Genomic DNA, 24,310 nt, shown 5'->3' on the forward strand with positions numbered 1-24,310 from the left:
TTCCGTTTGACCCCGCCACCCTCAACCGAGCCCCGAACCACCCATCACCGAGCCCTGCAATTCGCCCCAGTTGATAGCCTGACCTCCACACAGCAAGGCCCCCAGGAGGCCGTCTCTCGCTCCGGACTGCACAAGTCCCACAGCGCGGAGGCGGCCTCTTCTGCGTTCCCGTTCCGACCGCCCGTCCGCCCCGCCCCAGGCAACCTGTCTCGCTGGCCCGCTCCCGGCCGAACCCCGCCAACCCCTCCCCCGCGTCCGCCCGAGCGCCGTTCTGTCGCCTACGGCCCACCGAGCGATTCAGCCGAGAAGCAGCCATTTCTGCATATCGCAGAGATATTTCTCGAAAAACTTTTGAAATTCCCACGCGACCCCGATCCGAGCGATACTTGATTCGTAACGCCCAACGAATTCAACACAGGGGAGAGGTGTGCCTAAATGCGATTTGCAACAGAAGATATCCGAGCGCGCTACTTCAAAGCGCGCTCGACCATCGGATCTGCATCCCGATGGGAGCTCGGTCCGGAGGTCGTAGCCGCCGCGCGAGCGGAGATGGCGGCCTGCCGCATAGAGAACACAATCCGCCAGGAGGCCGGACTCCTCGATGAGGAACGGCTGAACAGGCTGGCGGATCTGATGTTCGAAGTCGAGCCGGAATGAAGAATGCCCCCAGCCGGACACTGAGGGCATTCCAGGAACACAAGAAAGGAGGCGAATAGGTGCCGACCGACCGACGTCGCTCCGGACGTAAGCCTACCGCGCTCGACCCCGAAGCGCTGTATCTGCAATTCATCGACACGTTTTACGACGACAACAACACGGTTGCTATCGGGCGCTTCGACGACGGGAAGAAGCTGTCGTCGCAGTACACCGGCAAGCAGCTGAAGGACCCGGCTGCGCGGCCTCACGTTATGGCGACGACGCACGACCTGTACATCACGCCGTGTCCGCAGGCCAACGAGTTCAACGACGAGCTCAACCCCGAGGGCAAGATGCGGCGCAGCGATATCGCGCAGCACGGGCGAGCCTGCTGGGTTGACTGCGACGAGGGCCTGACAGACAAGCAGCTCGCCATAGCCAAGAAGTGGGGCTGCTGGATTATCGAGTCCGGCTCCAAGACTGCCGACGGTCGCCCTCGGCTTCATCTGTGGTTCCCACTCGCGGAGCGCACAGACCCGCGCGTCATCCGCTATCTGAACATCCAGCTCCGCGCCAAGTTCGATGGCGACTACAAGTGCGACCTTGCCGCATTCCTCCGTCTGCCGGGCACCATCAACCACAAGAACGGACAGAACACTCCAGTCCGGATTGTGCACAACAGCCCGACGAAGCACACGGCCGACGATCTGGCCGAATTGCTGGGTGTGGAGATCCCCTCGGACGAGGAGCTCGGGCAGATCCGCGCTGCCTCGGCCGTCTCACGGAAGGAGCTTCAGGAGTACCTGAAGACCTATTCCGAAGTGGAGAGGGAGGATAAGCATGTCAAGAAGTACGGCAGCTACTTCTCCAACGCGCTGGGCGAGACCGGGCTCAGGCACGAATCCATGCTCTCGACTATCCCGGCTGTGTTGCGAGACGCCAAGGCGGGCGAGATCAATGCACAGCACGTCCTTGATGCGCTGAAGAAGCGGTTCGAGCGCCTATTGAAGGACACCTCGGGGCGCAATCCAGGAGCCGAATTCGACGAGATGGTGGCCTGGTCCCTGGCCAAGAGCAAGCTCGACGAGAAGCAGGAAGCCGCCGACCTCGCGGAGAAGGTGTCCGCGATGGCTGGCCGACTCCTTGGCCTGGATGAGCTGTTCGGGATGCCGGACCCCATCTATCTGATCGACGGGTGGCTCACGCAAGGCACGTTCGCGCGGGTCGTCGGAGCGCCTGGCTCGTTCAAGACGTTCGTGGCCATTCACATGGCGATGTGCGTTGCGACGGGTAGGCCGTTCTTCGGCGGTGTGGATGTCGTAGAGGGCAAGGTCCTCTATCTGATCGCGGAAGGCGTGGACGGCTTCAAGAAGCGTATCCAGGCGTGGGTGCACAAGTTCAGCTTCGACGAGTCCAAGAAGAAGCATCTGCGGTTTCTGCCTGACCCCATCCAGGTCAAGGATGCGGAGTGGTTGCAGTTCATCGAGGTCTGCCGCGAGGAGAAGCCGATTCTCATTGTCCTCGACACGCAGGCCCGAATCACGCTTGGGATTGAGGAGTCGTCCAACTCCGAAATGGGCGAGGTGGTACAGCGCATCGAGGAACTGCGTAAGGCGACCGGAGCGTGCATCCTCCTGGTTCACCACGCCGGACATGGACAGGAGCGCGGCAGAGGAGCGTCGGCCATGCTCGCGGCTGTGAACACCGAGCTCCTGATGACCAAGGGGCCAACCGGCAATGCGAAGTTGGAGAACCAGAAGGAGAAGGACGAGGCTGACGGCTCATTCCTGGAGCTGATCCCCGAGATCGTCACGCTCGGCAAGGACTCCAAGGACAAGGACATCACTTCGGTGGTTCTCCATGCCGGCGCGAGTCAGACCGAGAAGCACCACGTCGATAAGCGTGCACTGCTGCGACAGGAAATCCTCGCCTTTGTCGAGAAGAACCCTGGCTGCTCCAGCACCCAGATCCGAGATGGCGTGCCGGGTAACACCAATGAGATCCAGGAAGAGCGCGGGAAGCTCGCCGCAGACGACCTGCTCGTGAACCGAGGGACGTCCGGACGCCCGAAGTGGCACCGCACCAGCAAAGAGGAGACGTTGTTCTGATGTCCAGGTCTCGGCCCAAGTACAAATGGCATAAGGACCGCACAGCCCACAGGCTCAAGCGAGCCGCCGAGATCCGGACCATGGGCGAGATAGCAACTCGCCGCGCCGGAAAGTACATCGCCCGTCGTGAAATGAACGCAGCCAACAACAAGGAGAACATCTGATGGACCTGCCCTTCAACATCGTGCCCGCCCCTGTCGGTCAGTTCGTGGCGTTGCACGTGCACACCGGGAACAAGGAGGCGGCTGACAAGTTCCAGATCTCCTACGAAGAGGGCGCCGACCCGCTCGTGTACGAGCTCACCCCCATTGTGGGCTGGTGCTATTTCGACCACGAGGTCGAGGGCCTGTGCAATCTTCCGATGGTGGTCGACACATACGGAATGCAGGCGGTCATCAGCCCTGCGGACCCTGCCTGGGATCTCCCCAAGTTCCTGCACACCCTTCACAACCAGAACTGGATCGACAGCGTCTGCACCCCGCTGGAGGCGGAGCGTCGAGTGGGCGAGATCGCCGAGTTCCTGGGTGTCGAGCCCGAGCGATGGAGCGCGAACGGCTTCGGTGAGGGCGGGGACTACGGATTCACCGGTATCCGCCCCGACTTCCGCATCTGACACCCCTCGGCAACTGATCTCGCTGGCCACGTAACGGCCTGTCGCCCGGTCGCCGGGCAACCTGACCGACCCCTGAACGCCGGAGCCTTACGAGGGCCTCCCTGGGCTCCGGCGTTCGAACTGATGTACGAGAGGAACTCCATGACCAGGGACAAGACCTTCTGCAAGGTGCCGAACTGGGCGCAATATGCACTGCTGAAGTCGATGGGCAACCCGTTCTTGCGGAACGGCATAGCCGGTGCACAGGCGGACGGCGGGGTGTTGCTGATTCAGATGGTCTGGCGAGAGCAGCGCCAGAAGGCGGTTGTCGTGCAGCGCCCGTTCCGGGATGTCCAGGAGGCGTACGACTCGGCCGCCGGAGACCTGCCGCCCCGGGAGCACATCTGCTACTTCGTGCTGGCCACGGCTGCGGCCTTGTCGCGGGCTGAGGACGCGGGGGTCTGCTACATGCGCTGCTGGTCCATCGGCGACGACACCGCTGGCGCCATCCTCCGCGTGCCCGTCTCGCTCTGGACGGAGACGGCCGATGCCTGACGCGAACCTGGTGCACGAGGTGGAGGATCCGCCCGAGACGGGCGGCATCGCACGGATCGTGGAGATCGACGGCGAGCCCTGGTGGCTGCTGCGGGACATCGTGAAGCTCCGTGGCTTCCCCACCAGGATCACCAACGACGTCGACCTGTTGAGCCGCATCCCCGAGAGCGAGATTGAGCGGGTCTGGGTCGTCCGGTGGGGGAGCAATCAGCGGCCGAGCCGAGCGTGGGTTGTGTCGGCTGCTGGTGCCTCCACCGCGCATGACGTTCTGGCCGCCCGCAAGGTCATCACCCGTCGCCGTCGCACCGGAACGCCGTCCCCGGCGTGGCGAGCGGCTGGCTCGCCCCCGATCACCAACACCCCTGAGACAGATGAGGAGTCGACCGATGTCTAGGACTGCACGACCGCTCGGACCGATCCTTGAGAAGGACATGACCCGCTTCTGGGCCAAGGTGCTGCTGCCCGACGTGAATGGCTGCCTGCTGTGGGATGGGACCACCACAGACGGCTACGGTCGCTTCTCCCTCAACAGGTCGATGGTCTATGCGCACCGCGTGGCCTGGGAGTACCTGATCGGGCCGGTGCCTCTCGGCCTCGAACTGGACCATGTGTTCGCTCGTGGTTGCAGGTCGAAGCTCTGCGTGAACATCGAGCACCTGGAAGCCATCACGCACGCTGAGAACAACCGACGCGGATACACCGCGCGTCGCTGGCGAGCCGGGATCTGGGTCCGGACCGTGCTGGACGACGACATGTCCGATTCGAGTGCATGAGCCCTACCTGCAACTTTCAACCAATTTTGCCAAAGTTGTTGTCTTTTCAACCATCTTGGAGGTTGAATTGATCTTGCAACCGAACGCCGAACCGAAGGAGCCCCACCATGAGCAACGCCGCGAAGAGCCTGGCCGAGCGCGCCGCCTCCGAGCCGACCGAGCTGCACAAGGCGTTCGCCGCCTGGATCGAGGAGAAGACAGGCATCAAGCCTGACCTCAAGACCGTGCAGATCGCCTGCTCGATGCGGATGGACTTCCAGCGGTCCGAGGAGAACCAGTCCTCGCTGGCCCAGCGCAAGGCGGAGGCCGCCAACAAGAAGAAGCGTGCGGCTGCTGAGAAGAAGGCACGCCTGGAGGCCAAGCTCGCGTCCCTGAAGGCCGAGCTGGAGGCCACGGAGGACACCACCTCTGTGCCGGCCGAGACCAAGTCCACTCCGGCCAAGAAGGCCGTGGCCAAGTCCGCCGTCGCCACCGAGGACAAGCCGAAGCCGGTCCGCAAGCCCCGAGTCCGCAAGGCCGTGGCCGCCAAGGTCACGCCCGACGCCCCGGCCGACTTCGACGCGGACGACCTGGAGGAGCGCCCCGAGCCGGTGAAGCCCGCCCGCCGGACGCGTCGCCCGGCCGCCAAGCCCGCACAGGCCTGACCTACACAAACGGGCGGCCTGGAGTTCGCACCTCCAGGCCGCCCCGACCCCGAAGGATCAACTGTGAACCTCAACTGTACCGCTCACCAGCCGACCGCCGACATCTTCGACCCGCGCTGTGTCCGCTGTGGGGCGCGGCTGCTGGACCAGAACATCTCCCCGGCCGATCTGCTGGAGCGGCTGCGGGTCGTGGACCCCGAGACCAAGACCGAGCTCACTGGCCGCCAGCGCGGAACCTGGGTGGAGGTGCTGGAAGAGGGCGACCTGGCCCTCTTCGCGTATTGGGTCCGTCCGGCGTCCAACGTGGCCGGGTTCGAAGCGGTCGACCACCCGGCGGAGAACCCCACCGGAGAGGAGCTCTCCCGGGCGTTCCTCGTGGAGATGCTCAGCGCTCCGGCTGCCACCCCCGAGCCCCTGCCCGAGCCGTCCTGGGCCACGTCGCACCGGAAGCCCGCGCGGGCCTCTCGGCTGGCGCGTCTGTGGGCGTACCGACCTTCGGAGGACACCGCTCAGTTCCTCCCGCTCGCGGCCGGTCTCGTGGCCACGGAGGCCCTCGTCGTCGGCTGGCTCCTCGGCTGGTCCGGCGTCGTCTCCGTGTTCGGCGCGGTCTGGTCCCTCTTCAGCTAGTCCAACCCCGTTCGGCCCCCAGCCCGTTGCGGCTGGGGGCCTGTCCCACAGAAAGGCTCGACATGCAGGTCTACGTCACACAGCGCGGAGACGCCTACCACTCCCGGTCGGACTGCTCGCGCATCACCGGCCCGCAGAGGGCTGGAGCCTCACGCGGCTACGTCGTGCACCCGCCACGCGAGATGTCCCTCGCCGAGGCTCAGGCGTGGAAGCCCGTCAAGCCCTGCCCGCTCTGCTGGACGGTGGCCTAGCCATGGCGAACATCCAGCGCAAGAAGCGGGCCAACGGCTACGCCTATGAGGTCCGGTGGCGGGACCACGGCAAGGACCGCCAGATGACCTGCAAGACCGAGGCACAGGCCATCCGCGAGAAGGTGCGGATTGAGGACCTGTTGTCGGCCGGTCGGTCGACCTCGCACCTGGTGGAGCGCCGCACCGTGCGCGAGGTGTTCGAGGCGTGCATGGCGGCCGGTGAGGGGCACCTCAAGCCGCGCACTCTGGAGGGGCAGCGGTCCATCTACAAGAACCACATCGGTCCAGCACTCGGGAAGCGGCGCATCACCTCCGTCCGCGCCACGGACGTTGAGAAGTGGGTGGCGGCCCTGGCGAAGAAGCTGGGGCACGGCTCCGTCCGCAACGCCTATGTGGTGCTGAACAAGCTGTGCAAGTACGCAATCCGGCATGACTGGTTGGCCGTGAACCCGTGCACGGGCGTGGTGCTCCCGCAGGACCACAACGCCGTAGAGGACAAGCGCCAATTCCTCACGCCTGCACAGGTGGAGGCTCTCGCCGTGGCGATGGCCGAGCGTCGGGCGCACTACGGCTTGGTGGTCCGCATGGCGGCCTACACAGGGCTGCGCTCCGGCGAGCTCGCGGGCCTGCGCATCCGGGACGTCAACCTGTTCCGGAACACGGTGGAGGTGCGCCGTACGGTCCGCAGGGCGAAGGGCGGCGGATGGGTCGCGTCCTCGCCCAAGTCCAAGCGCAGCGTGCGTGAGGTGCCGCTCCTGCCCCGGCTCGCGGCCGAGCTGCGGGTGTACCTGGCCGAGCACCCCAACCGGCTGGACCCCGACGCGGCTCTGTGGCCCGGCAGCCGGAAGAAGTTCCAGTCCTCGGAGATCGACTGGGACGTGCCCTTCGACATCAACAACCTGATCAAGTCGCACTTCCGCAAGACCGTCCGGGCTGGAGTCGGTTCTGCCGGCATCTCCAGTGCAACCCGCTGGCACGACCTTCGCCACACCTACGCCTCGATCATGGCGGCTGCACCCGGCATCACCGTCTACGACGTGTCGAAGTGGATGGGCCACAGCTCCATCAGCACAACCGAGAAGGTCTACGTCCACCTGTTCCGCACGGACTACACCGACAAGATGTCGGCCGTCGGAGCGTTCCTCGACGGAGCCGGGCAGAACCTCGGCGCGGGCGGCTCCGTCACGGCCCTCCGTCTGAGCGCTGCCGAGAGGTAACCGGCTCTCCGGTGCCCGCGTCCGGCCGGGCCGAGATCTCTCGGCAAACGGGCGTACGGCGACGAACGCAGAACGACCCCCGAACCGGCTGCACGCCACGGCGTTCGGGGGTCGTTCTGTTGGACGTCTCGCAGGATGGATGTAGCCGTGGGGAACCGACCAAGGGCCACGGCATCCAACCTTGCGCCGAGGAACACGGCAACGAGACGTCCAAGCGGGTGGGGCGCGGCGGCCCGTGAGGTCTGTTCCGACCACCGCCACGCCCCGGTCTATGGGGTCAGCCCGCGAGGTACCTGGCCAGGAACGCGGCCACGGTCGGGTTGAGCTTCAGGTCCTTGGCGGCCTCGGCCCGCACGGGCTCGAACCACTCGCGGAAGTCGTCCGCATCCCTGACCTGTTCCGGCATGCCGAGCGCCTCGCGGAAGTCGTTCCGGTGCGCCTTCCAGGCCAGGTCGAGCGCCTGTTCCACGGCGTCGCAGATGTGGTTCTGGACCGACTCGCTGATGGCGGCGTTGATGCCGGACGCGATGGCGTCGAGTTCGTTGCTCATGTCGCTCCTCACGCGTTCAGGTCGGCCTGGACACCGGCGAGGGCGGCTCGCCACGCGGCGTCGTGCGGGTTGGTGACGTCGCCCGGACCGTAGTTGTCGGGGTAGGCGGCCTTGCCGTTCTTGACGCGGAGCGCGTTCAGCAGCTCCATGCCGACGGGCGTGTTGTTGAGGGCGGACTCCACGAGCGTTTCGAGCTCGGTCGTCTCCAGGGCTACAGCGGCCATGGTGGCCTCCTTCGGTGCAGGGATGAGGAGTTGTCAGGCGTCCTGGTCCGCGCCGTTGCCGAGATAGCGCTTGACGCTGGCGGCCGTCTTGTGCGCGGCGGCGGATGCGGTGCTGGGGGTGCGAGAGCCCGGCGTCTTGGTGCTCACGAGAACGCGGGCCACGTAGTCACCGGCGCGCTCGCCTTCCTTGCGCGGCACGACGTTGGTGGCGGCGGTCCGGTGGCCGCCGGTCATGCGGGCTCGCTGCGCCTCTCGGGGCGTCATGGGGGTGTCGTCCTCGTCGCTGTCGTCCTCGGCGGGCTCGAACAGCTCGGGGTCTTCCTCGGCGAGTTCGGCGATCTGCGGGGCGAGCGGCTCCGAGAGGTCCAGGAGACGCCACGCGCTCTGAGCGGTGGCCTGGTCCATCCCGGCCTTGACGAGGGCGGAGATCGCCTTGTTGACGTCGTTCTTGCGAATAGCCATTGTCGTGGCCTTCCCGTGTGGGTGTGGGTGCGCAATTGCGCGTGTCTGGTCTTCGTTGTTATCCAGTCCCCCACACGGGGCTTCTAGCACATACATCCAGCAGATGCATATGTGCGACTCGATTCGTGCATTTGCCGGGCTAGTCAGCCTTGGGCAACGTATCTGGAGTTGTTTTGCCAGACTATCCAGGGTGCCATTCGGCATTGACCCGTGTTGTCTATGGGGCTCCGCTTGCGCGGTCCTCGCCAGTCAGCGAGTGAATTGTGGAGCTAGTGGATTCGGCCAGAATCCTCGGTTCTGCGAGCTGGCTGCTGCGCAGATCCGGGATAACCCTACCCTGCCGCTCAGTCGTCCGAATCCACGAGGAATCGAGAAGCCGGATTCTGTGGTGTCCGGCGACGGCCCTTGAAGTTGGACACGTCCAGTTCGGATTCGTCGGCGATTTGGACTGCCTCGGGCTGGACCTCGTGGGGTGCGAATGTGTTGTCCGTGGCGAACTCGTCGGACAGGGGCGAGGCGTTGCTCCCGTCATGGATCCTCTTCCATGCCGCCTTTTCCTGGGCCCTCTTCTCCAGGAACTCCGGCGAGAATGGGCGGCGAGAACGGGGCGGCATCGGCGTGCCCTCGGCCTGTGCCTGCTCGATCGCGGCGATCTCCTCGCGCTGCTTGGTGGCATCGCCGCCGCGCTGCTCGATGATCCCCTGGATCAGCCGCATCGCTGTCGAACGTTCCGTGTACTTGTCGGAGGGCTCGACCTCGACCTTGAATGCCGTGGCGCTGTCCAGGCCGAGCAGCTTGGCAATGCGCTCCTGAATGCGGACTGCATTCGCGATGGCCTTGGGGTCGCCGGACTCGATGGGCTTCCGCAGCGCACGCAGGTACATGTGGAGCGAGTCGATCTGGCGAGCTCGATATTCGTCCGCCTTGGGGTGAACGCGCTCCTTGATGTACAGCTCCAGCCGCCGCTGAACCGTGGCGAGCGAGACGCCCATCTCCTCGGCAATCTGGCGGTAGCTGAGTCCAGACAGGCTGAGTTCGTACGCCTCCTGCGCCTGCTTTGCGAAATGTGCTGCTGGCTTTCTCTTCGGCATTGCGCCTCCTTTCGTCCCGTAAACGATACGGTGAAAGCGAGTCGCTCAATGTGTAGGACCGATTCAAGGGGAATAGCGGCTTACGCGGAGGTGAATCGCTCGGTGGGCGTCTGCCGAGAGCTTTTCGGGGCGTTGGGCCGAGGGGCCGGAGACAGGGCGGCGTGTCGGGAGAACTCAGAGAGAATCGGTTGCCGGGTCGGTCTCGGGGGCGGGGCGGCTGCGGCGGAGGGAGCGGCCGACAACGCGGCTGAGCGCCCAGCCCTGTGCGCAGGAGTCGAGCGGAGTGCACTCGTCGCAGGCTTGGGTGTGGTTGAACAGGAGCGCCATGGCCGCGTCTGGAGTGAGACGGGCTGGTGCGCAGTCTGGACATGCGTAGACCGGGAAGGCGGGGCCGGACTGGCGCTCGATGGCGTACAGCAGGACGGGGGTCTCGGTGAGGGTGTGGCAGTCCAGGCACATGCGACGTGGGTGCATGTAGGGCACTATAGACATGTGGTGGGCACTGCGGAACCCTACGTGTGTCCTTGCAGGTCAGGGGCTGTCTAGTGTGCAGACATGAGCGAGCCGGAAGACATCCAGAACCTCGACAGGCGCGGGCCTGAGCTGGTCTACGCGGCCGTGGCCGACGCGGTAGCCGGGCAGATCGCCCGGGGAGAGCTGCGCCCTGGTGACCGGATCCCTGGCGAGCTGGAGATGGCAGCCACATACGGTGTGGCGCGCATGACCGTGGCCCGTGCTGTGCGGGAGCTGCGGGAACGTGGCCTGGTCCAGACCGTGCGGGGCAAGGGCACATTCGTTCTCTAGACCCCGACTGGACCTCGTGACAGGGCCATGTCAAGGGGCATCGCGAGGGGATGGCCGACCCCCGCAAGCCTCTCACCTGCGCAAACGCCCCGTTGACCCGCGTTCTCGTCGTACGTGATGAACAGCGCCGTCTTCGCCCAGACCTCCGGCGCCGAGGTGAGCGCGTCGAGGACCTGGGCGATGTACCAGGCGCCGTAATTGGCGGGCCAGTTGGGGTGCTCGGTGAAGGCCTCGGGGGCGACGACCCAGGAGATCTGGGGCAGCTTGCCGCCCTTGACATCGGCCCGCAGCTGGTCGAAGTAGCCCTCGCCCTTGGTGTGGTCGGTGCCGGTGCGAGCCTTGTCGTACAGCGGGTCGCCGGGCTGGGCGTTCCGGTACTGGTTGAAGTACAGCAGTGAGTTGTCGCCGTAGTTGCCACGGTAGGCGTCGTTGATCCAGCCCCACGAACCGGCCGCGTCGAGGCCGTCGCCGATGTCCTGGTAGATCTTCCAGGAGACGCCCGCCTGCTCCAGACGCTCGGGGTACGTCGTCCAGCCGTAGCCGACCTCGTCGTTGCCGAGGACGGGGCCGCCGCCCTTGCCGTCGTTGCCGGTGTAACCCGTCCACATGTAGTAGCGGTTGGGGTCGGTCGAGCCGATGAATGAGCAGTGGTAGGCGTCGCAGACGGTGAAGGAGTCGGCGAGCGCGTAGTGGAACGGGATGTCCTCACGCGTCAGGTAGGCCATCGTCGTGGAGCCCTTGGACGGCACCCACTTGTCGTACTTGCCGTTGTCGAAGGCCGCGTGGCCGTCGTTCCAGCCGTGCGGGAGGTCCTGGACGAACGCCATGCCCAGGTCGTCGTGGTCCGGGTGGAACGGCAGGATCTCCTTGCCGGCGCCGTCCTTCTGGTGCCAGACCGACCGGCCGTTCGCCTGCTTGACGGGTCGCGGGTCCCCGAAGCCGCGAACACCGCGCAGCGTGCCGAAGTAGTGGTCGAAGGAGCGGTTCTCCTGCATCAGGACGACGATGTGCTCGACGTCCTCGATCGATCCCGTGCGGTGGTTCGCCGGGAGCGCCGCGGCGCGCTGGATGCTGTTGGACAGGGCGGTGAACGCCGTGGTGGCGCCCGCTACTTGGAGGAATCTGCGCCGATTGACTTCGGGCATGGGTGAGTCTGCCTCTCATCCAGGGGTGCGGATGGCCGGAACGTGACGGAAGGTGCGCGCAGCGAGTGTTCCAAGAGCACCAAACGTCAGGGAAGGGTCTGGTGACGCTCATGTGAAAGTCGCCGGTACGCGAGGTGTTCGGGGCGGTCCGGAAGCCGTACGGGCTCGTACAACGTGAACGCCCCCCAGGGTCGCCTGGCCCTGGAACAGCGCCGGAGGCTGGCCGAGACCCTGACGGACGCGGTGCTGGTGCCCGAGGTCGGTCAGTTCGCGCCGCCCGCGCGGGCCGGGTTGCGCGCTCCTCGAAGATTTCCGTGAGCCAGTCGAAGACGGTGCTCCCGCGTCCCGCGCGCACGTAGGTCACCAGAGGTTCGCCGGAACATCGGGGCCCCCTTCTGAACAGGCCCTTCACAGGGCCCCTTCCGTGAGGCGGAAGCCGTATTGCGCCCCCGTGACGCCCTTCCCGACGATGTCGGCAACGCAGACAGACGGGAGCCGCAACGATGCCGCACACGACCGCCTTCGCCCGGAACCAGTGGTACGTCGCCGCCTACAGCCATGAGGTGGGGCGCGAGGAGTTGCTGGGCCGCACGATCCTCGGTGAACCGCTCGTCTTCTACCGGACGGAGGAGGACGGGACGCCGGTCGCGCTCGCCGACCGGTGTGTGCACCGCCGGTACCCGCTGCACGAGAAGCCCAGCCGGCTCGACGGCGACCGGCTCGTGTGCGGGTACCACGGATTCACGTACGACACGAGCGGCACCTGTGTGTACGTGCCGGGCCAGAAACGTGTTCCCCGTACGGCGCGGGTCGCCTCCTACCCGATCGTCGAGCAGGACTCGCTGATCTGGGTGTGGATCGGCGACCCGGCGCTCGCCGACGCCGGCACGATCCCGCGGGCCAGGCACCTCGACTCCCCCGGCTGGGTCACCGTGCGCGGCATGGAGCCCATCGACGCCGACTACGGCCTCCTCGTCGACAACCTCCTCGACCTCTCCCACGAGACGTATCTGCACGGCGGTTACATCGGGACGCCCGAGGTCGCCGAGACGCCCATCACGACCGAGGTGGACGAGGGTGCGGGGATCGTCAGGGTGAGCCGGCACATGGACGACGCCGAGTGCCCGCCGTTCTACGCCAGGTCGACCGGGATATCGGGGCGGATCACGCGCTGGCAGGACATCGAGTACCACACGCCCTGTCTGTATCTGCTGCACAGCCGGGTCGCGCCGGTCGGTGTGGTGCCCGAGGCGGACGGCAGCGACCCGGGCGGCTTCCACACCGAGGTCACCTACGCCATCACCCCGTCCGAGGACGGCAAGGTGTACGACTTCTGGGCCGTCTCGCGGGACTGGGCGACGGACGACGCCGAGGTCACCGAGTTCCTGCGGAGCAACAACCACACCGTCGTCATGCAGGACGTCGACGCGCTCAACCTGCTTCAGCGGACGCTCGGTTCGGAGCGGACGGGGTACCAGGAACTCAGCATCAACATCGACACCGGCGGCCTCGCCGCCCGCCGTATCCTCGCCCGTCTGGTCGAGGAGGGCGACAAGCCGGTGGAGAAGGCCCTGTGAGCAGCGGACCCACCGGGGAGATCTACCGCATCGACTGGCTGCCGGGCACCGACGTCCTGCACGGCACCTGTCACTGCGGCCGCGAGCACACCGCGCAGGACCCGATCGAGATGTGGGAGTGGATGCTCGCCCACCCGCAGGGACACGAGCCACGAGGGAACCGTTCATGAACGAGGTGTACGAGGCCGAACTCGTCGTCAGCGACCGGGCGTTCGCCGCCGACGGGGTAATCGCCCTCACCCTGTCCCACCCGCTCGGCGAGCCGCTCCCGGTCTGGGAGCCCGGCGCCCATGTCGACGTCGTGCTCGGTCCCGGCCTGGAGCGCCAGTACTCCCTGTGCGGGGACCCCTCCGACCGCACCGCCTGGCGGATAGCCGTGCTGCGCGAGCCGGACGGGCGCGGCGGATCGGCCCTGGTGCACGAGCAGTTGGGGCAGGGCGACAAGGTGCGGGTGCGCGGGCCCCGCAACCATTTCGCCCTCAGGCCCGCCGCCCGCTATCGCTTCATCGCGGGCGGCATCGGCATCACGCCGATCCTGCCGATGCTGGCGGCGGCGGAGGCGGCGGGTGCGGAGTGGACCCTGCTCTACGGCGGCCGGACGCGGCGATCCATGGCGTTCACGGAGGAGTTGAGCCGTTACGGCGATCGCGTCACCGTCGCTCCGCAGGACGAGACCGGTCTGCTGGACCTGCCCTCGGTGCTCGACGCCGTTCCCGAGGGCACGTTGGTCTACTGCTGCGGTCCCGGGCCGCTGCTCGACGCGGTGGAGGCCCGCTGCCCGGCCGGCTGCCTGCACATGGAGCGGTTCACGCCCAAGGAGCAACAGGGCGGCAAGAACACGGAGTTCGAGGTGGAGCTGGCGCGGAGCGGTGCGACCGTGACCGTGCCGGCCGATGTCTCGGTGCTCGACGCCGTGCGCGCCGCCGGTGTGGAGGTGCTGTTCTCCTGCACCGAGGGCACCTGCGGAACCTGTGAGACCGACGTCCTGGACGGCACCCCGGACCACCGGGACTCGGTGCTCACCGACGAGGAGCAGGAGGCCGGGGAGACGATGATGATCTGTGTGTCCCGGTGCCGGGGGCGCCGGCTGGTCCTCGACCTGTAGCCGCGGCCCCCGTGGCCATCCGCAGGTCCGCCTCGATCCCGGCGACCGTGTCCAGGAGATGCGGCAGCAGGTCGCGGCGGACGGAGGCCACGGTGTTGCGGCTGGCGTGCACCGGGATGTTCACGGCCGCCACCACCTCGCCGTCCCGGTCGCGCACCGGGGCGGCGACCGAACGCAGCCCCTCCTCCAGCTCCTGGTCGACGACGGCGTATCCCTGGCCCCGCACCCGGTCGAGTTCGGCGCGCAGCAGTTCGGCGGAGACGATCGTGCGCGGGGTCAGCGCGCGCAGGTCGGCACGGGAGAGCGCCAACTCACGTTGCTCCTCCGCGAGATGGGCGAGAATCACCCGGCCCACCGATGTCACGTGGGCGGGGAAGCGGGTGCCGACCGTGATCGCCGCCGTCATGATGCGGCGGGCGGGCACCCTGGCGACGTACACGATCTCGTCGCCGTCGAGGACGCACAGGGACGACGACTCCCGGGTGCGCTCGACCAGTCGCTCCAAGTGCGGTTCGGCGATCTGCGCCAGGGAGAAGCCGGCGAGATAGGAGTAGCCGAGTTCCAGGACGCGCGGGGTGAGCCGGAAGGTGCGGCCGTCGGCGTGGACGTATCCGAGGTCGGCCAGGGTGAGCAGGAAGCGGCGGGCCGCCGCGCGGGTCAGTGCGCAGGCCCGGGCGACCTCGCTGAGCGTCAGTTCCGGGTGGTCGGCGTCGAACGCGCGGATGACGGCGAGGCCGCGTTCGAGGGAGCGGACGAAATGAGGTGCTCGGGCGGCAGGCATCGTCGCCTCCAGAGGACGCGCGAGAGCGCCGGGCCGCGCGGGCCGGACACACTCGTCACCAAGTGTCAACAATATTGTCAGCCAAGGGGATTGACCCCGGCGGCCAAAGACTCTACTTTCGCGCAGTGCACCACTGTGCGCCATGCGCACAACCTGTCGGAACAACGAAGTCTGCACAGGAGGAGCCATGCGTCGTCTGCTCGCCGCCGTCGCGGTCGGAGCATTCCTGGTCACCGTGACGGCCTGTGGCTCGTCCGATGGCTCGGATTCGTCGGACAGTTCGTCGTCCGGCGGCACCACCAAGGTCAAGCTCGGGGTCATCCCGATCGTCGATGTCGCCCCGCTGTATCTGGGCCAGAAGAAGGGCTTCTTCAAGAAGCAGGGCCTGGAACTGGAGATGACGCTCGCGCAGGGCGGCGCGGCCATCGTGCCCGCCGTCGCCAGCGGTCAGTACCAGTTCGGCTTCTCCAACTCGACCTCGCTGATGGTCGCCCAGTCCAACAACGTGCCCGTGAAGGTCGTCACCAACGGCATCGCCTCAACGGGCGTGCAGGGCAAGGACTTCGGTGCACTGGTCGTCAAGGGCGACAGCTCGCTGAAGACGGCCGACCAGCTGGAGGGCAAGAAGGTCGCGATCAACACCCTGAAGAACATCAACGAGACGGCGGTGCGCGCGTCGGTGCGCAAGGCGGGCGGTGACCCGGACAAGGTCAAGTTCGTCGAGCTGGCCTTCGACCAGATGCCGGCGGCCCTCGACAGCGGGCAGATCGACGCCGCGATGGTGGTGGAGCCTGCGCTGGCCACGGTGAAGAGCCAGGGCGGCCGGGAGATCGCTTCGCCGCTGGTCGACGTCGCCCCGAACCTGACGGTGGCGATGTACTTCACCTCCACGTCGTACGAGACCCAACACCCGGACGTGGTCAAGAAGTTCAGGGCCGCCGCGGCCGAGTCGCTCGCCTATGCCGACGCCCACCCGGACGAGGCCCGCGAGATCGTCACCACGTACACGAAGATCCCGGCGGCCGTGCTGGCGAAGGTGACCCTGCCGGCCTGGCCCGCCGACCCCGACCGTGCCTCGCTCGACGCGCTGGCGAAGCTCGGCCAGGCGGACGGCCTCTTCAAGACCGCCCCCGACCTGGACAAGCTGCTGCCGTGAAGGGACTGAACCTCGCACTCGGCGCCGCCGGGCTCGCGGTCTTCCTCGCCCTGGGCGAGGTCGTGCCGCGGCTCGGCCTCGTCAAGGAGGCCTACTTCCCGCCCGCCAGCCGTATCGCCGACGCCCTGGCCGACGAGTTCACCGACGACGCCTTCTGGACCGCGCTCGGCGACACCCTCACCGGCTGGGCGCTCGGTCTGCTGATCGCCTCCGGCGCCGGCATCGTGGCGGGCATCCTCATCTCGGTGGTCCCGTATCTGCGGGAGGCGACGGCGTCCACGATCGAGTTCCTGCGCCCGATCCCGTCGGTGGCGCTGATCCCGCTCGCCGTGCTGCTGTACGGCACCGAACTCACCTCGGTGCTCATCCTCGTCGTGTACGCCTCGTTCTGGCAGGTGCTGGTCCAGGTCCTGTACGGCGTCCAGGACGTCGACCCGGTCGCCGAGGAGACGGCGCGGTCGTACGGTCTCGGCACCTGGGCCCGGGTCCGCCATGTGCTGTGGCCGACCGCGCTGCCGTACATCATGACCGGCGTGCGGCTCGCGGCGGCGGTGGCCCTGATCCTCGCCGTGACCGCCGAACTCGTCATCGGGGCACCAGGGTTGGGGCAGCGGATCGCGGTCGCGCAGAACTCCCAGGCGGTACCGGAGATGTACGCTCTCGTCGTGGTCACCGGCCTGCTGGGCCTGCTCATCAACGTGGGTGCCCGCGCGGTTGAGCGGCGGGCGCTGGCCTGGCACCAGTCGGTGCGCGGGGAGGTGGCGGTGTGAGGCGCGTCCTGCTGAGAGTCGTCTTCGTCCTCGCGCTGCCCGTACTCCTCGTCGCCGTCTGGTGGTTGGCGTCGGACGGCAGCACGGACGTGTTCTGGCCGCCCCTGCGCACCATCGTGCGGACCTTCCCGGACGTCTGGACGGCCGACCGCCTCAAGGACGACGTCCTGCCCAGCCTGCTGCGTCTGACGGCCGGTTACGCGTCCGCCGCCGTCGTCGGCATCGCGCTCGGCACGGTCATCGGCTCGTACCGGCGCGTGCGCGCGTTCTGCGAACCGGTCCTGGAGTTCCTGCGCGCGGTACCGCCACCCGTACTGGTCCCGGTCATCATGCTGTTCGCCGGCATCGGCGACACCATGAAGATCGCCGTGATCGCGAGCGGCTGCGTCTGGCCGATCCTCCTCAACACCGTGGAGGGCGTGCGCGCGGTGGACCCGGTGATGGCGGAGACGGCGAAGTCGTACGGCATCTCCGGCGTCGCCCGCCTCAAGGACGTGGTGCTGCGCTCGGCGAGCCCGCAGATCTTCGCGGGGCTCCGGCAGGCCCTGTCGATCGGCATCATCCTGATGGTCATCAGCGAGATGTTCGCCGCCAGCAACGGCATCGGCTTCACGGTGGTGCAGTTCCAGCGGAGTTTCGCGATCCCCGACATGTGGACCGGCATCCTCGTCCTCGGTCTGCTCGGCTTCCTTCTCTCCGTCGTCTTCCAGGTGGTCGAGCGACGGGTGCTCGGCTGGTACCACGGACTGCGGGCCTCGACCCGGCGGTCCCCGTGACCTTCACGAAAGGGCGGTCCATGCTTGACGTACGCGGCCTGAAGAAGGTCTACGAGGGGTCAGGGCGCCGGGTGGAGGCGGTCCGCGACCTCACCTTCACCGTCGAGGCGGGCGAACTCGTCTGTCTCGTCGGCCCGTCGGGCTGCGGCAAGACGACCCTGCTGAAGTGCATGGGCGGCCTTCTCGCCCCGACGGCGGGCGAGGTGCGGCTGGCCGGGGAGAAGGTGAGCGGGCCGCCGCCCGGGATGGCGTTCGTCTTCCAGGAGTACGGACGCAGCCTGTTCCCCTGGATGCGGGTCGGCGACAACGTCGAACTCCCGCTGAAACAGAAGGGCTTGAGCAAGGCGCGACGCCGGGAGCTGGTCTCCGACGCGCTGGAGTCGGTCGGTCTCGCGGACGCCGCCGGGGCGTACCCCTGGCAGCTCTCGGGCGGCATGCAGCAGCGGGTCGCGATCGCCCGCGCGCTCGCGTACGAACCCCAGGTCCTGCTGATGGACGAGCCGTTCGCGGCCGTGGACGCCCAGACCCGGGCCGATCTGGAGGATCTCGTCCGGGGACTGTGGCGGGAGCGCGGAATCACGATTCTCTTCGTCACTCATGACATCGACGAGGCCGTGTACCTGGGCCAGCGGGTGATCGTGCTGTCCGCCTCCCCCACCGTCGTGCGGGAGCAGCTCAAGGTCGATCTGCCGGACGAGCGCGACCAGTTGCACACCCGGGTGGCCCCGCGCTTCGCCGAGCTGCGGACCCATGTGTACGAGCAGATCCAGTCGGCGAAGCGCGGAAGGACCGATGCCGCTCCCCCTGGGAAGTCGCTCACTTGACCCTCAGACCCGGCTGCCCGTCGCCGTGTCCGCCGACAGCCGCTGCGCCACGTAGATCGGGATCACCGACAGCAGCACCAGCACCGCCGCCACCACGTTGACCACCGGCGCCTGTTGCGGCCGGGTCATGTTGTTGAAGATCCAGATCGGCAGGGTCTCGACGCCCGGTCCCGCGGTGAACGTGGTCACCACGATCTCGTCGAAGGAGAGCGCGAAGGCGAGCAGTCCGCCGGCGAACAGTGCCGAGCGCACCAGCGGGAAGGTGACGTCGGCGAAGGCGCGGAAGGTGTTCGCGCCGAGGTCCATCGCCGCCTCCTCGAACGAGCCGGAGGTGCGGCGCAACCGGGCGACGACGTTGTTGAAGACGACGACGATGCAGAAGGTGGCGTGCCCGACGACCACGGTGAACAGTCCGAGCCCGACCCCCAGCGGCTCAAGTACCGTGCTGAAGGCCGAGTTGAGCGCGATGCCGGTGACGATGCCGGGCAGGGCGATCGGCAGGACGACCACGAACGAGATCGCGTTCCGGCCGAAGAACCGGTGCCGGGCGACAGCGAAGGCGATCAGCGTGCCCAGCGCCAGGGCGACGGGGTTGGCGCCGAGCCCCGCCTTCACGGACGTCCAAAGAGCTTCTCGGGCACCGGAGTTGTCCCAGGCCACCGACCACCAGTGCACGGTGAGTCCGGACGGCGGCCAGCTCGCGCTCCGGTCGGGGTTCAGGGAGTTGACGAGGACGAGCAGCAGCGGCACGTAGATCACCACGAAGCCGAACCCGGCGGCGACACGCAGGGCGATCCGCGCGGAGCGGGACAGTTGCACGGGGGCTCCTCTACAGACTGCTCAGGGCGCCCGTGCGCCGCATCGCCAGCAGGTACAGCACGATGACGACGACGGGGACCGTGCCGAGGGCGGCGGCCATGGGCAGGTTGAGTTCGATGTTGGAGTAGACGAGGTTGCCGATGAGCTGGGTCTTGCCGCCGACGATCTGCACGGTGATGTAGTCACCGAGGCTGAGGGAGAACGTGAAGACCGATCCCGCCGCCACCGACGGCAGTACCATCGGCAGCACGACCGACCGGAAGGTCCGCCAGCCCCGCGCTCCCAAGTCGGCTGAGGCGTCGAGGAGGTTGGCGGGCAGCTGCTCCAGCGCGGTGTGGATCGGCAGGATCATGTACGGCAGCCAGAGGTACGTCAGGGTGAGCACCGTGGCGGGCAGTCCGTACCCCGGTCCGCTCAGCCCGAACGGCTTCAGCATCCAGTCGGCGAGCCCGCCCTCGGAGAGGATGAGCCGCCAGGCGTACACCTTGACCAGGTAACTCGCCCACAGCGGGGTGAGGATGGCGACGACGAGCAAGGGCCGCCACCGGGGCTTGGCGACCCGGGCGGTGTAGAAGGCGAGCGGGAAGGCGATCACCGCGCACAGGACGGTGACGGCCAGGGCGACACCGATGCTCCGCAGGATCACCTGCCGGAACACCGGGACGGTGAACAGCTCATGGAAGTTGTCGGTCGACCAGACCTTCACGACCTCCGAGGTGAAGGAGTTCGTCGTCCAGAACGCGGAGACGAACAGCACGCTCAGCGAGCCGAGATAGAGCACCGCCAGCCACAGCAGCGGGGCGGTCAGCAGGAGTGTCAGCCGGAGGCGGGGGCGCCGGTGCAGCGCCCCCGCGGTCCGTGTGATCAGGGCCATGCGTCAGCCCTTGATCTCGGTCCAGGCCTGGACCCACTTCGCGTACGGCACGCACGTGACGTCGGTGCGGCCGTCGAGGCACTGCTCGATGGGCGTGTTCCAGAAGGCGATGTTCTTCCAGTAGCTCTCGTCGGCCGCGTGGTAGGTCGTGCAGAAGTTCTTGTCGCTGGTCAGGGCGCAGGCCTTGGAGTTGGCCGGTGCCTCGCCGAAGTACTCGGCGACCTGGGCGTTGACCTTCGGGGAGACGATCCAGTCCAGCCATTTGTAGGCGCAGTTGGGGTGCTTGGCCTTGGCGGACACCATCCAGGTGTCGGACCAGCCGGTGGAACCCTCCTTGGGCACGAAGGCCTTGACCTTGGCGCCCTCGTCGGTGGTGAGGTTGGCGATGACCTGCCAGGTGGTGCCGACGACGGAGTCACCGCTCTTGAAGGCGGAGATCTCCTTGAGGTAGTCGCTCCAGTACTCGCCGATGTCGGCGTTCTGCTGCTTGAGCAGGTCCACGGCGGCGTCGAACTGCTTCTGGTCCAGGGCGTACGGGTCCTTGATGCCGAGGTCGGGCTTGGTCGCCTTCAGATACAGGGCGGCGTCGGCGATGTAGATGGGCGAGTCGTACGCCGTGACGTGGCCCTTGTACTGGGCGGCGTCGTCGAAGACGGCGGACCAGGAGGTGGGTGCGGGCGTGACCTTCTCGGTGTTGTACATCAGCAGGTTGGCGCCGCGGCCGTGCGGGATGCCGTACATCTGCCCGTCGACGGAGTTCCAGTTGCCGTCCTTCAACCCGCTGTAGATGTCCTGGTAGTTGGGGACGAGGGCGGTGTTGACGGGGGCCGCGTCGCCGGAGGCGATGAGGCGCAGGGAGGCGTCGCCCGAGGCGGAGACGGCGTCGTACTCCCCCGTCTTCATCAGTTTGACCATCTCGTCGGAGCTGGCGGCGGTCTTGGAGTTGACCTGGCAGCCGGTCTGCTTCTCGAAGTCGCTGACCCAATCGACCTTGGGGTCGTTGGAGCCGTCCTCGACATAGCCCGCCCAGGCGATGAGGTTGACCTGGCCCTCGGTCTTGCCGAGTTTCGAAGGGGCCTTCAGGTCAGGGGGATTGAGGCCGGTGGCCGAGGAGCCGGTGCCGTCGTCGGAGGATCCGCAGGCGGTGGCGGCGAGGAGCAGTGCGGCGACGGCTGCCGCCGTCTTGAGGGTAGAGCGCACGACGTACTCCATAGGTGAGGGGACGAGCGGGGACGGTCAGTCGGGGACGGGCACGGCCACGGCGTGCCGTCGGTGCCATCGCAGGCGGACCCGGGTGCCGCGGTAGGCGGCGACGTCCTCGGAGGAGGTCTCCAGGTTCTGCTGGAGGGCGGTGAGCCGGCCGCCGGCGTCGAGGTCGACGAGGAAACGGGTCGCGTCCCCGAGGTAGACGACCTCGGCGACGGTACCGACGGCGGTGGAGTGCTCGGGCCGGTCGGCCTCGGCGGACTCCTTGAGGACGCGGATCTTCTCCGGGCGGATGCTGTAGGTGCCGGGGGCGCCGACGATGCGGTGGGCGGACTCGCCCTGAAGGAGGTTGGAGGTGCCGACGAAGGACGCCACGAACGGGGTCGCTGGGCGTTCGTAGACCTCGGCGGGGGTGCCGACCTGTTCGATGCGGCCCTGGTGGAAGACGGCGATGCGGTCGCTCATCGTCAGGGCCTCCTCCTGGTCGTGGGTGACGAAGACGAAGGTGATGCCGACCTCGCGCTGGAGCGCCTTGAGCTCGACCTGCATCTGCTCGCGCAGCTTGAGGTCGAGGGCGCCGAGGGGTTCGTCGAGCAGCAGGACGCGGGGGCGGCCGACGAGGGCGCGGGCGAGGGCGACGCGCTGTCGCTGGCCGCCGGAGAGCTGGGAGGGGCGCCGCTTGCCGAACCCCTCCAGGCGTACCTCCGTCAGCGCCTTGCGGGCTCGCACCAGCCGCTCCGGCTTGGGCACCTTGCGGACCTTGAGCGCGTAGGCGACGTTCTGCTCGACGGTCATGTGCGGGAACAGGGCGTAGTCCTGGAAGACGGTGTGCACGTCCCGCTCGAAGGGGGCGAGCCCGGTGACCTCCTGTCCGGCCAGCTCGATCCGGCCGCCGCTCGGGGCCTCGAACCCGGCGATCATGCGCAGGACGGTGGTCTTGCCGGAGCCGGAGGGGCCGAGCATCGAGAAGAACTCGCCGTCCCGGATCTCCAGATCGACCCCGGCCACGGCGGTCGTCTCCCCGAACGACTTCCGCAGGCCCTGTAGCCGGATCGCCATTCCCTCCATGGGCGGGAACCTTCCTGGTGCTCTCATGCGTTGACCTATTGACCGGAAACATATGAAGTCATAGTTCAAAGCTCAAGGCCCCCTTAGGGTAAAGCTTGAGTCAATGAGCAAGGTGGTGGCCGTGAAGCAGACGCAGATGACCGGCGGCGCCCGGAAAGCCGTCTTCGCCCCGGTCGACAGCCGGGCGCGGGTCGACGCCGTGGTGCGCCGGATCGGCGACGCCATCGAGCTCGGCCTGCTCGCCGACGGCGAGCAACTCCCTGGTGAGACCGAACTGGCAGGCCAGCTCGGTGTCTCCACGGTGACCCTGCGGGAGGCCCTCATGGCCCTGCGCCAGCAGGGTCTGGTCACCACCCGCCGGGGCCGCGGCGGCGGCTCCTTCGTCGCCCTCCCCGAAGCCCCCGGCGAGGAGCGCCTCAGAGTCCGGCTGCGCGGCTGGAGCACCGAGGAACTCCGCGACCTCGGCGACCACTGGGCGGCCCTGTCGGGCACGGCGGCCCGCCTCGCCGCCGACCGCACGGAACCCGAGGACCTGATCCAACTCCGCCGTACGGCCGAGGAGTTGACGCGGGCAGCCGACGCGGCGGCACGCAGCCGGATGTACGGCCGCTTCCACGTCGAACTCGCGGCGGCGTCGCAGTCGGCCCGCCTCACCCGGGAACAGGTGGCGCTCCAGACCGAAGTGGGGGCGCTGCTCTGCCTTGTGCTCGGCGACGACGAATATCGTGAAGAGGTCTCCGATCGACTCCGATTCGTCATCTCGGCCGTGCAGGATGGGGCCCACGAATTGGCCAGGGAACAGGCCGAGCGGTGCGTCCGGGAGTCGACGTCGCGGCTGATCGCCCTGCGTCTGACGCTGTAGCCGCACCGCTCGCGAGGTCCCCGTCCGCTGGAGGGCAGCCATGAGCCTCGCGACGGCAACGCGCGACAGGGCACCGGAGGAATCGGTCGCGGCCCGCGTCCGCTCGACGCTGGAGGCCGTGTTCGACGCGGTCGCCGCGACCCGCGCCGACACCGCGGCCCTGCTGGCCCGGGTGGCCGCCACGGGCCGCCGCCCGGCCACCGTGGACCTCGCGGCCCTGCGCCCCGGCCTGCACGGCCGGCTCGCCCGCGACGAGTTGGTGTCCGGCGTCGGCTTCGTGGCCGCGCCGGGCCTGCTGAGCGATGTACCGGCGTGGCTGGAGTGGTGGCAGACGGGCTCCGACGGAGACGTACGACCGCTGCTCCTCGACCTGGACCCCGAGCACTCGGCATACGCCGACTACACGCACTGGGACTGGTTCGCGCTGCCCCGCGACACCGGGGAGCGGGCGGTGGCGGGCCCGTACGTGGACTATCTCTGCTCGGACGAGTACAGCCTCACCCTGTCCGCACCGGTGCTGGTCGAGGGCCGGTTCGCCGGGGTGGCCGCCGCGGACGTGTATCTACGGCACTTCGAGACGGCCGTGATGCCGATGCTCCGCCGGCTGCCGGGCCCCGCGCGGCTGGTGAACGCCCGGGGCCGGGTGGCGGCGTCCACCGACCCGCACCATCTGGTCGGCTCGCTCGGCAAGGGCCCGGATTTCGCGCGGGTCCTGACGACCGGCCGGCCGGAACAGGCCGCCGGGGTGCGGCTGGTGCCGTGCGCCGGGGTGCCGCTGGTGCTGGTCAGCGCGGCACGGGGATGACCGGGTCC

Annotated in this window: 31 protein-coding genes and 1 pseudogene; 21 read left to right on the plus strand and 11 right to left on the minus strand. The window is 67.8% G+C overall.

Translation table 11 applies throughout. The features are described 5' to 3' along the window. Window positions 1-435 precede the first annotated feature (435 nt). The 10 genes from OG866_RS06985 (at window position 436) to OG866_RS07030 (ending at window position 7,403) form a co-directional block, all read left to right on the plus strand. Window positions 436-657 carry a hypothetical protein gene (locus OG866_RS06985; protein ID WP_329332557.1) on the plus strand — a complete coding sequence of 74 codons (222 nt, stop codon included), beginning with the start codon at window positions 436-438 and terminating at the stop codon, window positions 655-657. A 59-nt stretch (window positions 658-716) separates the two neighbouring features. Then, window positions 717-2,744 (plus strand): AAA family ATPase, encoded by a 2,028-nt coding sequence (locus tag OG866_RS06990; protein ID WP_329332558.1) that lies wholly within the window; start codon window positions 717-719, stop codon window positions 2,742-2,744. Between the two features lie 163 nt (window positions 2,745-2,907). Continuing rightward, a complete protein-coding gene (locus tag OG866_RS06995) occupies window positions 2,908-3,357 on the plus strand; it encodes a hypothetical protein (protein WP_329332559.1) in 450 nt (149 codons plus the stop codon). A 141-nt stretch (window positions 3,358-3,498) separates the two neighbouring features. Next, window positions 3,499-3,891 carry a hypothetical protein gene (locus OG866_RS07000; RefSeq protein WP_329332560.1) on the plus strand — a complete coding sequence of 131 codons (393 nt, stop codon included), beginning with the start codon at window positions 3,499-3,501 and terminating at the stop codon, window positions 3,889-3,891. After that, window positions 3,884-4,285 (plus strand): hypothetical protein, encoded by a 402-nt coding sequence (locus OG866_RS07005; RefSeq protein ID WP_329332561.1) that lies wholly within the window; start codon window positions 3,884-3,886, stop codon window positions 4,283-4,285. Before OG866_RS07000 ends, OG866_RS07005 begins: the two co-directional genes overlap by 8 nt. A gap of 37 nt (window positions 4,286-4,322) precedes the next feature. Then, window positions 4,323-4,664: an HNH endonuclease signature motif containing protein gene (locus OG866_RS07010; protein WP_329332562.1), complete on the plus strand. Its 342-nt coding sequence runs from the start codon at window positions 4,323-4,325 to the stop codon at window positions 4,662-4,664. Between the two features lie 107 nt (window positions 4,665-4,771). After that, window positions 4,772-5,308 carry a hypothetical protein gene (locus OG866_RS07015; protein ID WP_329332563.1) on the plus strand — a complete coding sequence of 179 codons (537 nt, stop codon included), beginning with the start codon at window positions 4,772-4,774 and terminating at the stop codon, window positions 5,306-5,308. A gap of 63 nt (window positions 5,309-5,371) precedes the next feature. Beyond that, window positions 5,372-5,935 (plus strand): hypothetical protein, encoded by a 564-nt coding sequence (locus OG866_RS07020; protein WP_329332564.1) that lies wholly within the window; start codon window positions 5,372-5,374, stop codon window positions 5,933-5,935. A gap of 62 nt (window positions 5,936-5,997) precedes the next feature. Next, entirely contained in the window at window positions 5,998-6,186 is a 189-nt protein-coding gene (locus tag OG866_RS07025; RefSeq protein WP_329332565.1) for a hypothetical protein, read from the plus strand. 2 nt (window positions 6,187-6,188) lie between these two features. Next, window positions 6,189-7,403, plus strand: a complete 1,215-nt coding sequence (locus tag OG866_RS07030; protein ID WP_329332566.1) for a tyrosine-type recombinase/integrase — start codon at window positions 6,189-6,191, stop codon at window positions 7,401-7,403. A gap of 277 nt (window positions 7,404-7,680) precedes the next feature. Here OG866_RS07030 and OG866_RS07035 read toward each other — a convergent pair whose 3' ends face one another. The 5 genes from OG866_RS07035 to OG866_RS07055 form a co-directional block, all read right to left on the minus strand. Then, window positions 7,681-7,953 (minus strand): hypothetical protein, encoded by a 273-nt coding sequence (locus tag OG866_RS07035; RefSeq protein ID WP_329332567.1) that lies wholly within the window; start codon window positions 7,951-7,953, stop codon window positions 7,681-7,683. An 8-nt stretch (window positions 7,954-7,961) separates the two neighbouring features. Then, on the minus strand, window positions 7,962-8,177 hold the full coding sequence (locus tag OG866_RS07040; RefSeq protein WP_329332568.1) for a hypothetical protein: 216 nt from the start codon (window positions 8,175-8,177) through the stop codon (window positions 7,962-7,964). A 33-nt stretch (window positions 8,178-8,210) separates the two neighbouring features. Further along, complete coding sequence (locus tag OG866_RS07045; RefSeq protein WP_329332569.1) at window positions 8,211-8,639, minus strand: hypothetical protein; 429 nt, start codon at window positions 8,637-8,639, stop codon at window positions 8,211-8,213. Window positions 8,640-8,983: 344 nt separating this feature from the next. Then, entirely contained in the window at window positions 8,984-9,730 is a 747-nt protein-coding gene (locus OG866_RS07050) for a sigma-70 region 4 domain-containing protein (RefSeq protein WP_329332570.1), read from the minus strand. A gap of 174 nt (window positions 9,731-9,904) precedes the next feature. Then, a complete protein-coding gene (locus OG866_RS07055) occupies window positions 9,905-10,204 on the minus strand; it encodes a hypothetical protein (protein WP_329332571.1) in 300 nt (99 codons plus the stop codon). 81 nt (window positions 10,205-10,285) lie between these two features. Here OG866_RS07055 and OG866_RS07060 point away from each other — a divergent pair, with 81 nt between their 5' ends. Beyond that, on the plus strand, window positions 10,286-10,534 hold the full coding sequence (locus tag OG866_RS07060; protein ID WP_329332572.1) for a GntR family transcriptional regulator: 249 nt from the start codon (window positions 10,286-10,288) through the stop codon (window positions 10,532-10,534). 95 nt (window positions 10,535-10,629) lie between these two features. Here the strand turns inward: OG866_RS07060 and OG866_RS07065 are convergent. Continuing rightward, a pseudogene (locus OG866_RS07065) lies at window positions 10,630-11,679 on the minus strand (alkaline phosphatase family protein); the annotation flags it as partial. 174 nt (window positions 11,680-11,853) lie between these two features. On the opposite strand from OG866_RS07065, the gene OG866_RS07070 reads away from it, so the two are divergent. The 4 genes from OG866_RS07070 (at window position 11,854) to OG866_RS07085 (ending at window position 14,361) form a co-directional block, all read left to right on the plus strand. Further along, window positions 11,854-11,997, plus strand: a complete 144-nt coding sequence (locus tag OG866_RS07070; RefSeq protein ID WP_329332573.1) for a hypothetical protein — start codon at window positions 11,854-11,856, stop codon at window positions 11,995-11,997. 185 nt (window positions 11,998-12,182) lie between these two features. After that, entirely contained in the window at window positions 12,183-13,256 is a 1,074-nt protein-coding gene (locus OG866_RS07075) for an aromatic ring-hydroxylating dioxygenase subunit alpha (protein WP_329332574.1), read from the plus strand. After that, on the plus strand, window positions 13,253-13,426 hold the full coding sequence (locus tag OG866_RS07080; protein ID WP_329332575.1) for a hypothetical protein: 174 nt from the start codon (window positions 13,253-13,255) through the stop codon (window positions 13,424-13,426). The genes OG866_RS07075 and OG866_RS07080 overlap by 4 nt, the downstream gene beginning before the upstream one ends. Further along, complete coding sequence (locus OG866_RS07085; protein WP_329332576.1) at window positions 13,423-14,361, plus strand: PDR/VanB family oxidoreductase; 939 nt, start codon at window positions 13,423-13,425, stop codon at window positions 14,359-14,361. The genes OG866_RS07080 and OG866_RS07085 overlap by 4 nt, the downstream gene beginning before the upstream one ends. Here OG866_RS07085 and OG866_RS07090 read toward each other — a convergent pair. Beyond that, window positions 14,276-15,142, minus strand: a complete 867-nt coding sequence (locus OG866_RS07090; protein WP_329332577.1) for an IclR family transcriptional regulator domain-containing protein — start codon at window positions 15,140-15,142, stop codon at window positions 14,276-14,278. The two genes, OG866_RS07085 and OG866_RS07090, sit on opposite strands and share 86 nt — an antisense overlap. Window positions 15,143-15,329: 187 nt before the next feature. On the opposite strand from OG866_RS07090, the gene OG866_RS07095 reads away from it, so the two are divergent. The 4 genes from OG866_RS07095 to OG866_RS07110 are packed head-to-tail and all read left to right on the plus strand — an operon-like array spanning window position 15,330 to window position 18,668. Continuing rightward, on the plus strand, window positions 15,330-16,298 hold the full coding sequence (locus OG866_RS07095) for an ABC transporter substrate-binding protein (protein WP_329332578.1): 969 nt from the start codon (window positions 15,330-15,332) through the stop codon (window positions 16,296-16,298). Beyond that, window positions 16,295-17,068 carry an ABC transporter permease gene (locus OG866_RS07100; RefSeq protein WP_329332579.1) on the plus strand — a complete coding sequence of 258 codons (774 nt, stop codon included), beginning with the start codon at window positions 16,295-16,297 and terminating at the stop codon, window positions 17,066-17,068. The genes OG866_RS07095 and OG866_RS07100 overlap by 4 nt, the downstream gene beginning before the upstream one ends. Continuing rightward, window positions 17,065-17,844 (plus strand): ABC transporter permease, encoded by a 780-nt coding sequence (locus tag OG866_RS07105; protein ID WP_329332580.1) that lies wholly within the window; start codon window positions 17,065-17,067, stop codon window positions 17,842-17,844. The genes OG866_RS07100 and OG866_RS07105 overlap by 4 nt, the downstream gene beginning before the upstream one ends. Window positions 17,845-17,864: 20 nt before the next feature. Further along, complete coding sequence (locus OG866_RS07110; protein WP_329332581.1) at window positions 17,865-18,668, plus strand: ABC transporter ATP-binding protein; 804 nt, start codon at window positions 17,865-17,867, stop codon at window positions 18,666-18,668. A gap of 3 nt (window positions 18,669-18,671) precedes the next feature. Here OG866_RS07110 and OG866_RS07115 read toward each other — a convergent pair whose 3' ends face one another. From OG866_RS07115 to OG866_RS07130, 4 genes are read right to left on the minus strand one after another with little or no spacing between them, the layout of a single operon-like run. After that, window positions 18,672-19,487, minus strand: a complete 816-nt coding sequence (locus OG866_RS07115; RefSeq protein ID WP_329332582.1) for an ABC transporter permease — start codon at window positions 19,485-19,487, stop codon at window positions 18,672-18,674. A 10-nt stretch (window positions 19,488-19,497) separates the two neighbouring features. Then, on the minus strand, window positions 19,498-20,361 hold the full coding sequence (locus OG866_RS07120; protein WP_329332583.1) for an ABC transporter permease: 864 nt from the start codon (window positions 20,359-20,361) through the stop codon (window positions 19,498-19,500). Between the two features lie 3 nt (window positions 20,362-20,364). Further along, entirely contained in the window at window positions 20,365-21,573 is a 1,209-nt protein-coding gene (locus OG866_RS07125; RefSeq protein WP_329332584.1) for an ABC transporter substrate-binding protein, read from the minus strand. 24 nt (window positions 21,574-21,597) lie between these two features. Continuing rightward, window positions 21,598-22,635 carry an ABC transporter ATP-binding protein gene (locus tag OG866_RS07130; RefSeq protein WP_329332585.1) on the minus strand — a complete coding sequence of 346 codons (1,038 nt, stop codon included), beginning with the start codon at window positions 22,633-22,635 and terminating at the stop codon, window positions 21,598-21,600. A gap of 103 nt (window positions 22,636-22,738) precedes the next feature. On the opposite strand from OG866_RS07130, the gene OG866_RS07135 reads away from it, so the two are divergent. After that, window positions 22,739-23,497 (plus strand): FadR/GntR family transcriptional regulator, encoded by a 759-nt coding sequence (locus OG866_RS07135; RefSeq protein WP_443063501.1) that lies wholly within the window; start codon window positions 22,739-22,741, stop codon window positions 23,495-23,497. 40 nt (window positions 23,498-23,537) lie between these two features. Beyond that, on the plus strand, window positions 23,538-24,302 hold the full coding sequence (locus OG866_RS07140; protein ID WP_329332587.1) for a cache domain-containing protein: 765 nt from the start codon (window positions 23,538-23,540) through the stop codon (window positions 24,300-24,302). Window positions 24,303-24,310: the final 8 nt, after the last annotated feature.

Source organism: Streptomyces sp. NBC_00663, from assembly GCF_036226885.1.
In the GTDB taxonomy this organism is placed as follows: Bacteria; Actinomycetota; Actinomycetes; order Streptomycetales; family Streptomycetaceae; genus Streptomyces.

Coding starts and splice junctions, on each gene's coding strand:
- OG866_RS06985 (WP_329332557.1), top strand. CDS start 436: ATGCGATTTGCAACAGAAGATATCCGAGCGCGCTACTTCAAAGCGCGC.
- OG866_RS06995 (WP_329332559.1), top strand. CDS start 2,908: ATGGACCTGCCCTTCAACATCGTGCCCGCCCCTGTCGGTCAGTTCGTG.
- OG866_RS07000 (WP_329332560.1), top strand. CDS start 3,499: ATGACCAGGGACAAGACCTTCTGCAAGGTGCCGAACTGGGCGCAATAT.
- OG866_RS07005 (WP_329332561.1), top strand. CDS start 3,884: ATGCCTGACGCGAACCTGGTGCACGAGGTGGAGGATCCGCCCGAGACG.
- OG866_RS07010 (WP_329332562.1), top strand. CDS start 4,323: ATGACCCGCTTCTGGGCCAAGGTGCTGCTGCCCGACGTGAATGGCTGC.
- OG866_RS07015 (WP_329332563.1), top strand. CDS start 4,772: ATGAGCAACGCCGCGAAGAGCCTGGCCGAGCGCGCCGCCTCCGAGCCG.
- OG866_RS07025 (WP_329332565.1), top strand. CDS start 5,998: ATGCAGGTCTACGTCACACAGCGCGGAGACGCCTACCACTCCCGGTCG.
- OG866_RS07030 (WP_329332566.1), top strand. CDS start 6,189: ATGGCGAACATCCAGCGCAAGAAGCGGGCCAACGGCTACGCCTATGAG.
- OG866_RS07035 (WP_329332567.1), bottom strand. CDS start 7,953: ATGAGCAACGAACTCGACGCCATCGCGTCCGGCATCAACGCCGCCATC.
- OG866_RS07040 (WP_329332568.1), bottom strand. CDS start 8,177: ATGGCCGCTGTAGCCCTGGAGACGACCGAGCTCGAAACGCTCGTGGAG.
- OG866_RS07045 (WP_329332569.1), bottom strand. CDS start 8,639: ATGGCTATTCGCAAGAACGACGTCAACAAGGCGATCTCCGCCCTCGTC.
- OG866_RS07050 (WP_329332570.1), bottom strand. CDS start 9,730: ATGCCGAAGAGAAAGCCAGCAGCACATTTCGCAAAGCAGGCGCAGGAG.
- OG866_RS07055 (WP_329332571.1), bottom strand. CDS start 10,204: ATGCACCCACGTCGCATGTGCCTGGACTGCCACACCCTCACCGAGACC.
- OG866_RS07060 (WP_329332572.1), top strand. CDS start 10,286: ATGAGCGAGCCGGAAGACATCCAGAACCTCGACAGGCGCGGGCCTGAG.
- OG866_RS07075 (WP_329332574.1), top strand. CDS start 12,183: ATGCCGCACACGACCGCCTTCGCCCGGAACCAGTGGTACGTCGCCGCC.
- OG866_RS07085 (WP_329332576.1), top strand. CDS start 13,423: ATGAACGAGGTGTACGAGGCCGAACTCGTCGTCAGCGACCGGGCGTTC.
- OG866_RS07090 (WP_329332577.1), bottom strand. CDS start 15,142: ATGCCTGCCGCCCGAGCACCTCATTTCGTCCGCTCCCTCGAACGCGGC.
- OG866_RS07095 (WP_329332578.1), top strand. CDS start 15,330: ATGCGTCGTCTGCTCGCCGCCGTCGCGGTCGGAGCATTCCTGGTCACC.
- OG866_RS07110 (WP_329332581.1), top strand. CDS start 17,865: ATGCTTGACGTACGCGGCCTGAAGAAGGTCTACGAGGGGTCAGGGCGC.
- OG866_RS07120 (WP_329332583.1), bottom strand. CDS start 20,361: ATGGCCCTGATCACACGGACCGCGGGGGCGCTGCACCGGCGCCCCCGC.
- OG866_RS07125 (WP_329332584.1), bottom strand. CDS start 21,573: ATGGAGTACGTCGTGCGCTCTACCCTCAAGACGGCGGCAGCCGTCGCC.
- OG866_RS07130 (WP_329332585.1), bottom strand. CDS start 22,635: ATGGAGGGAATGGCGATCCGGCTACAGGGCCTGCGGAAGTCGTTCGGG.
- OG866_RS07135 (WP_443063501.1), top strand. CDS start 22,739: ATGAGCAAGGTGGTGGCCGTGAAGCAGACGCAGATGACCGGCGGCGCC.
- OG866_RS07140 (WP_329332587.1), top strand. CDS start 23,538: ATGAGCCTCGCGACGGCAACGCGCGACAGGGCACCGGAGGAATCGGTC.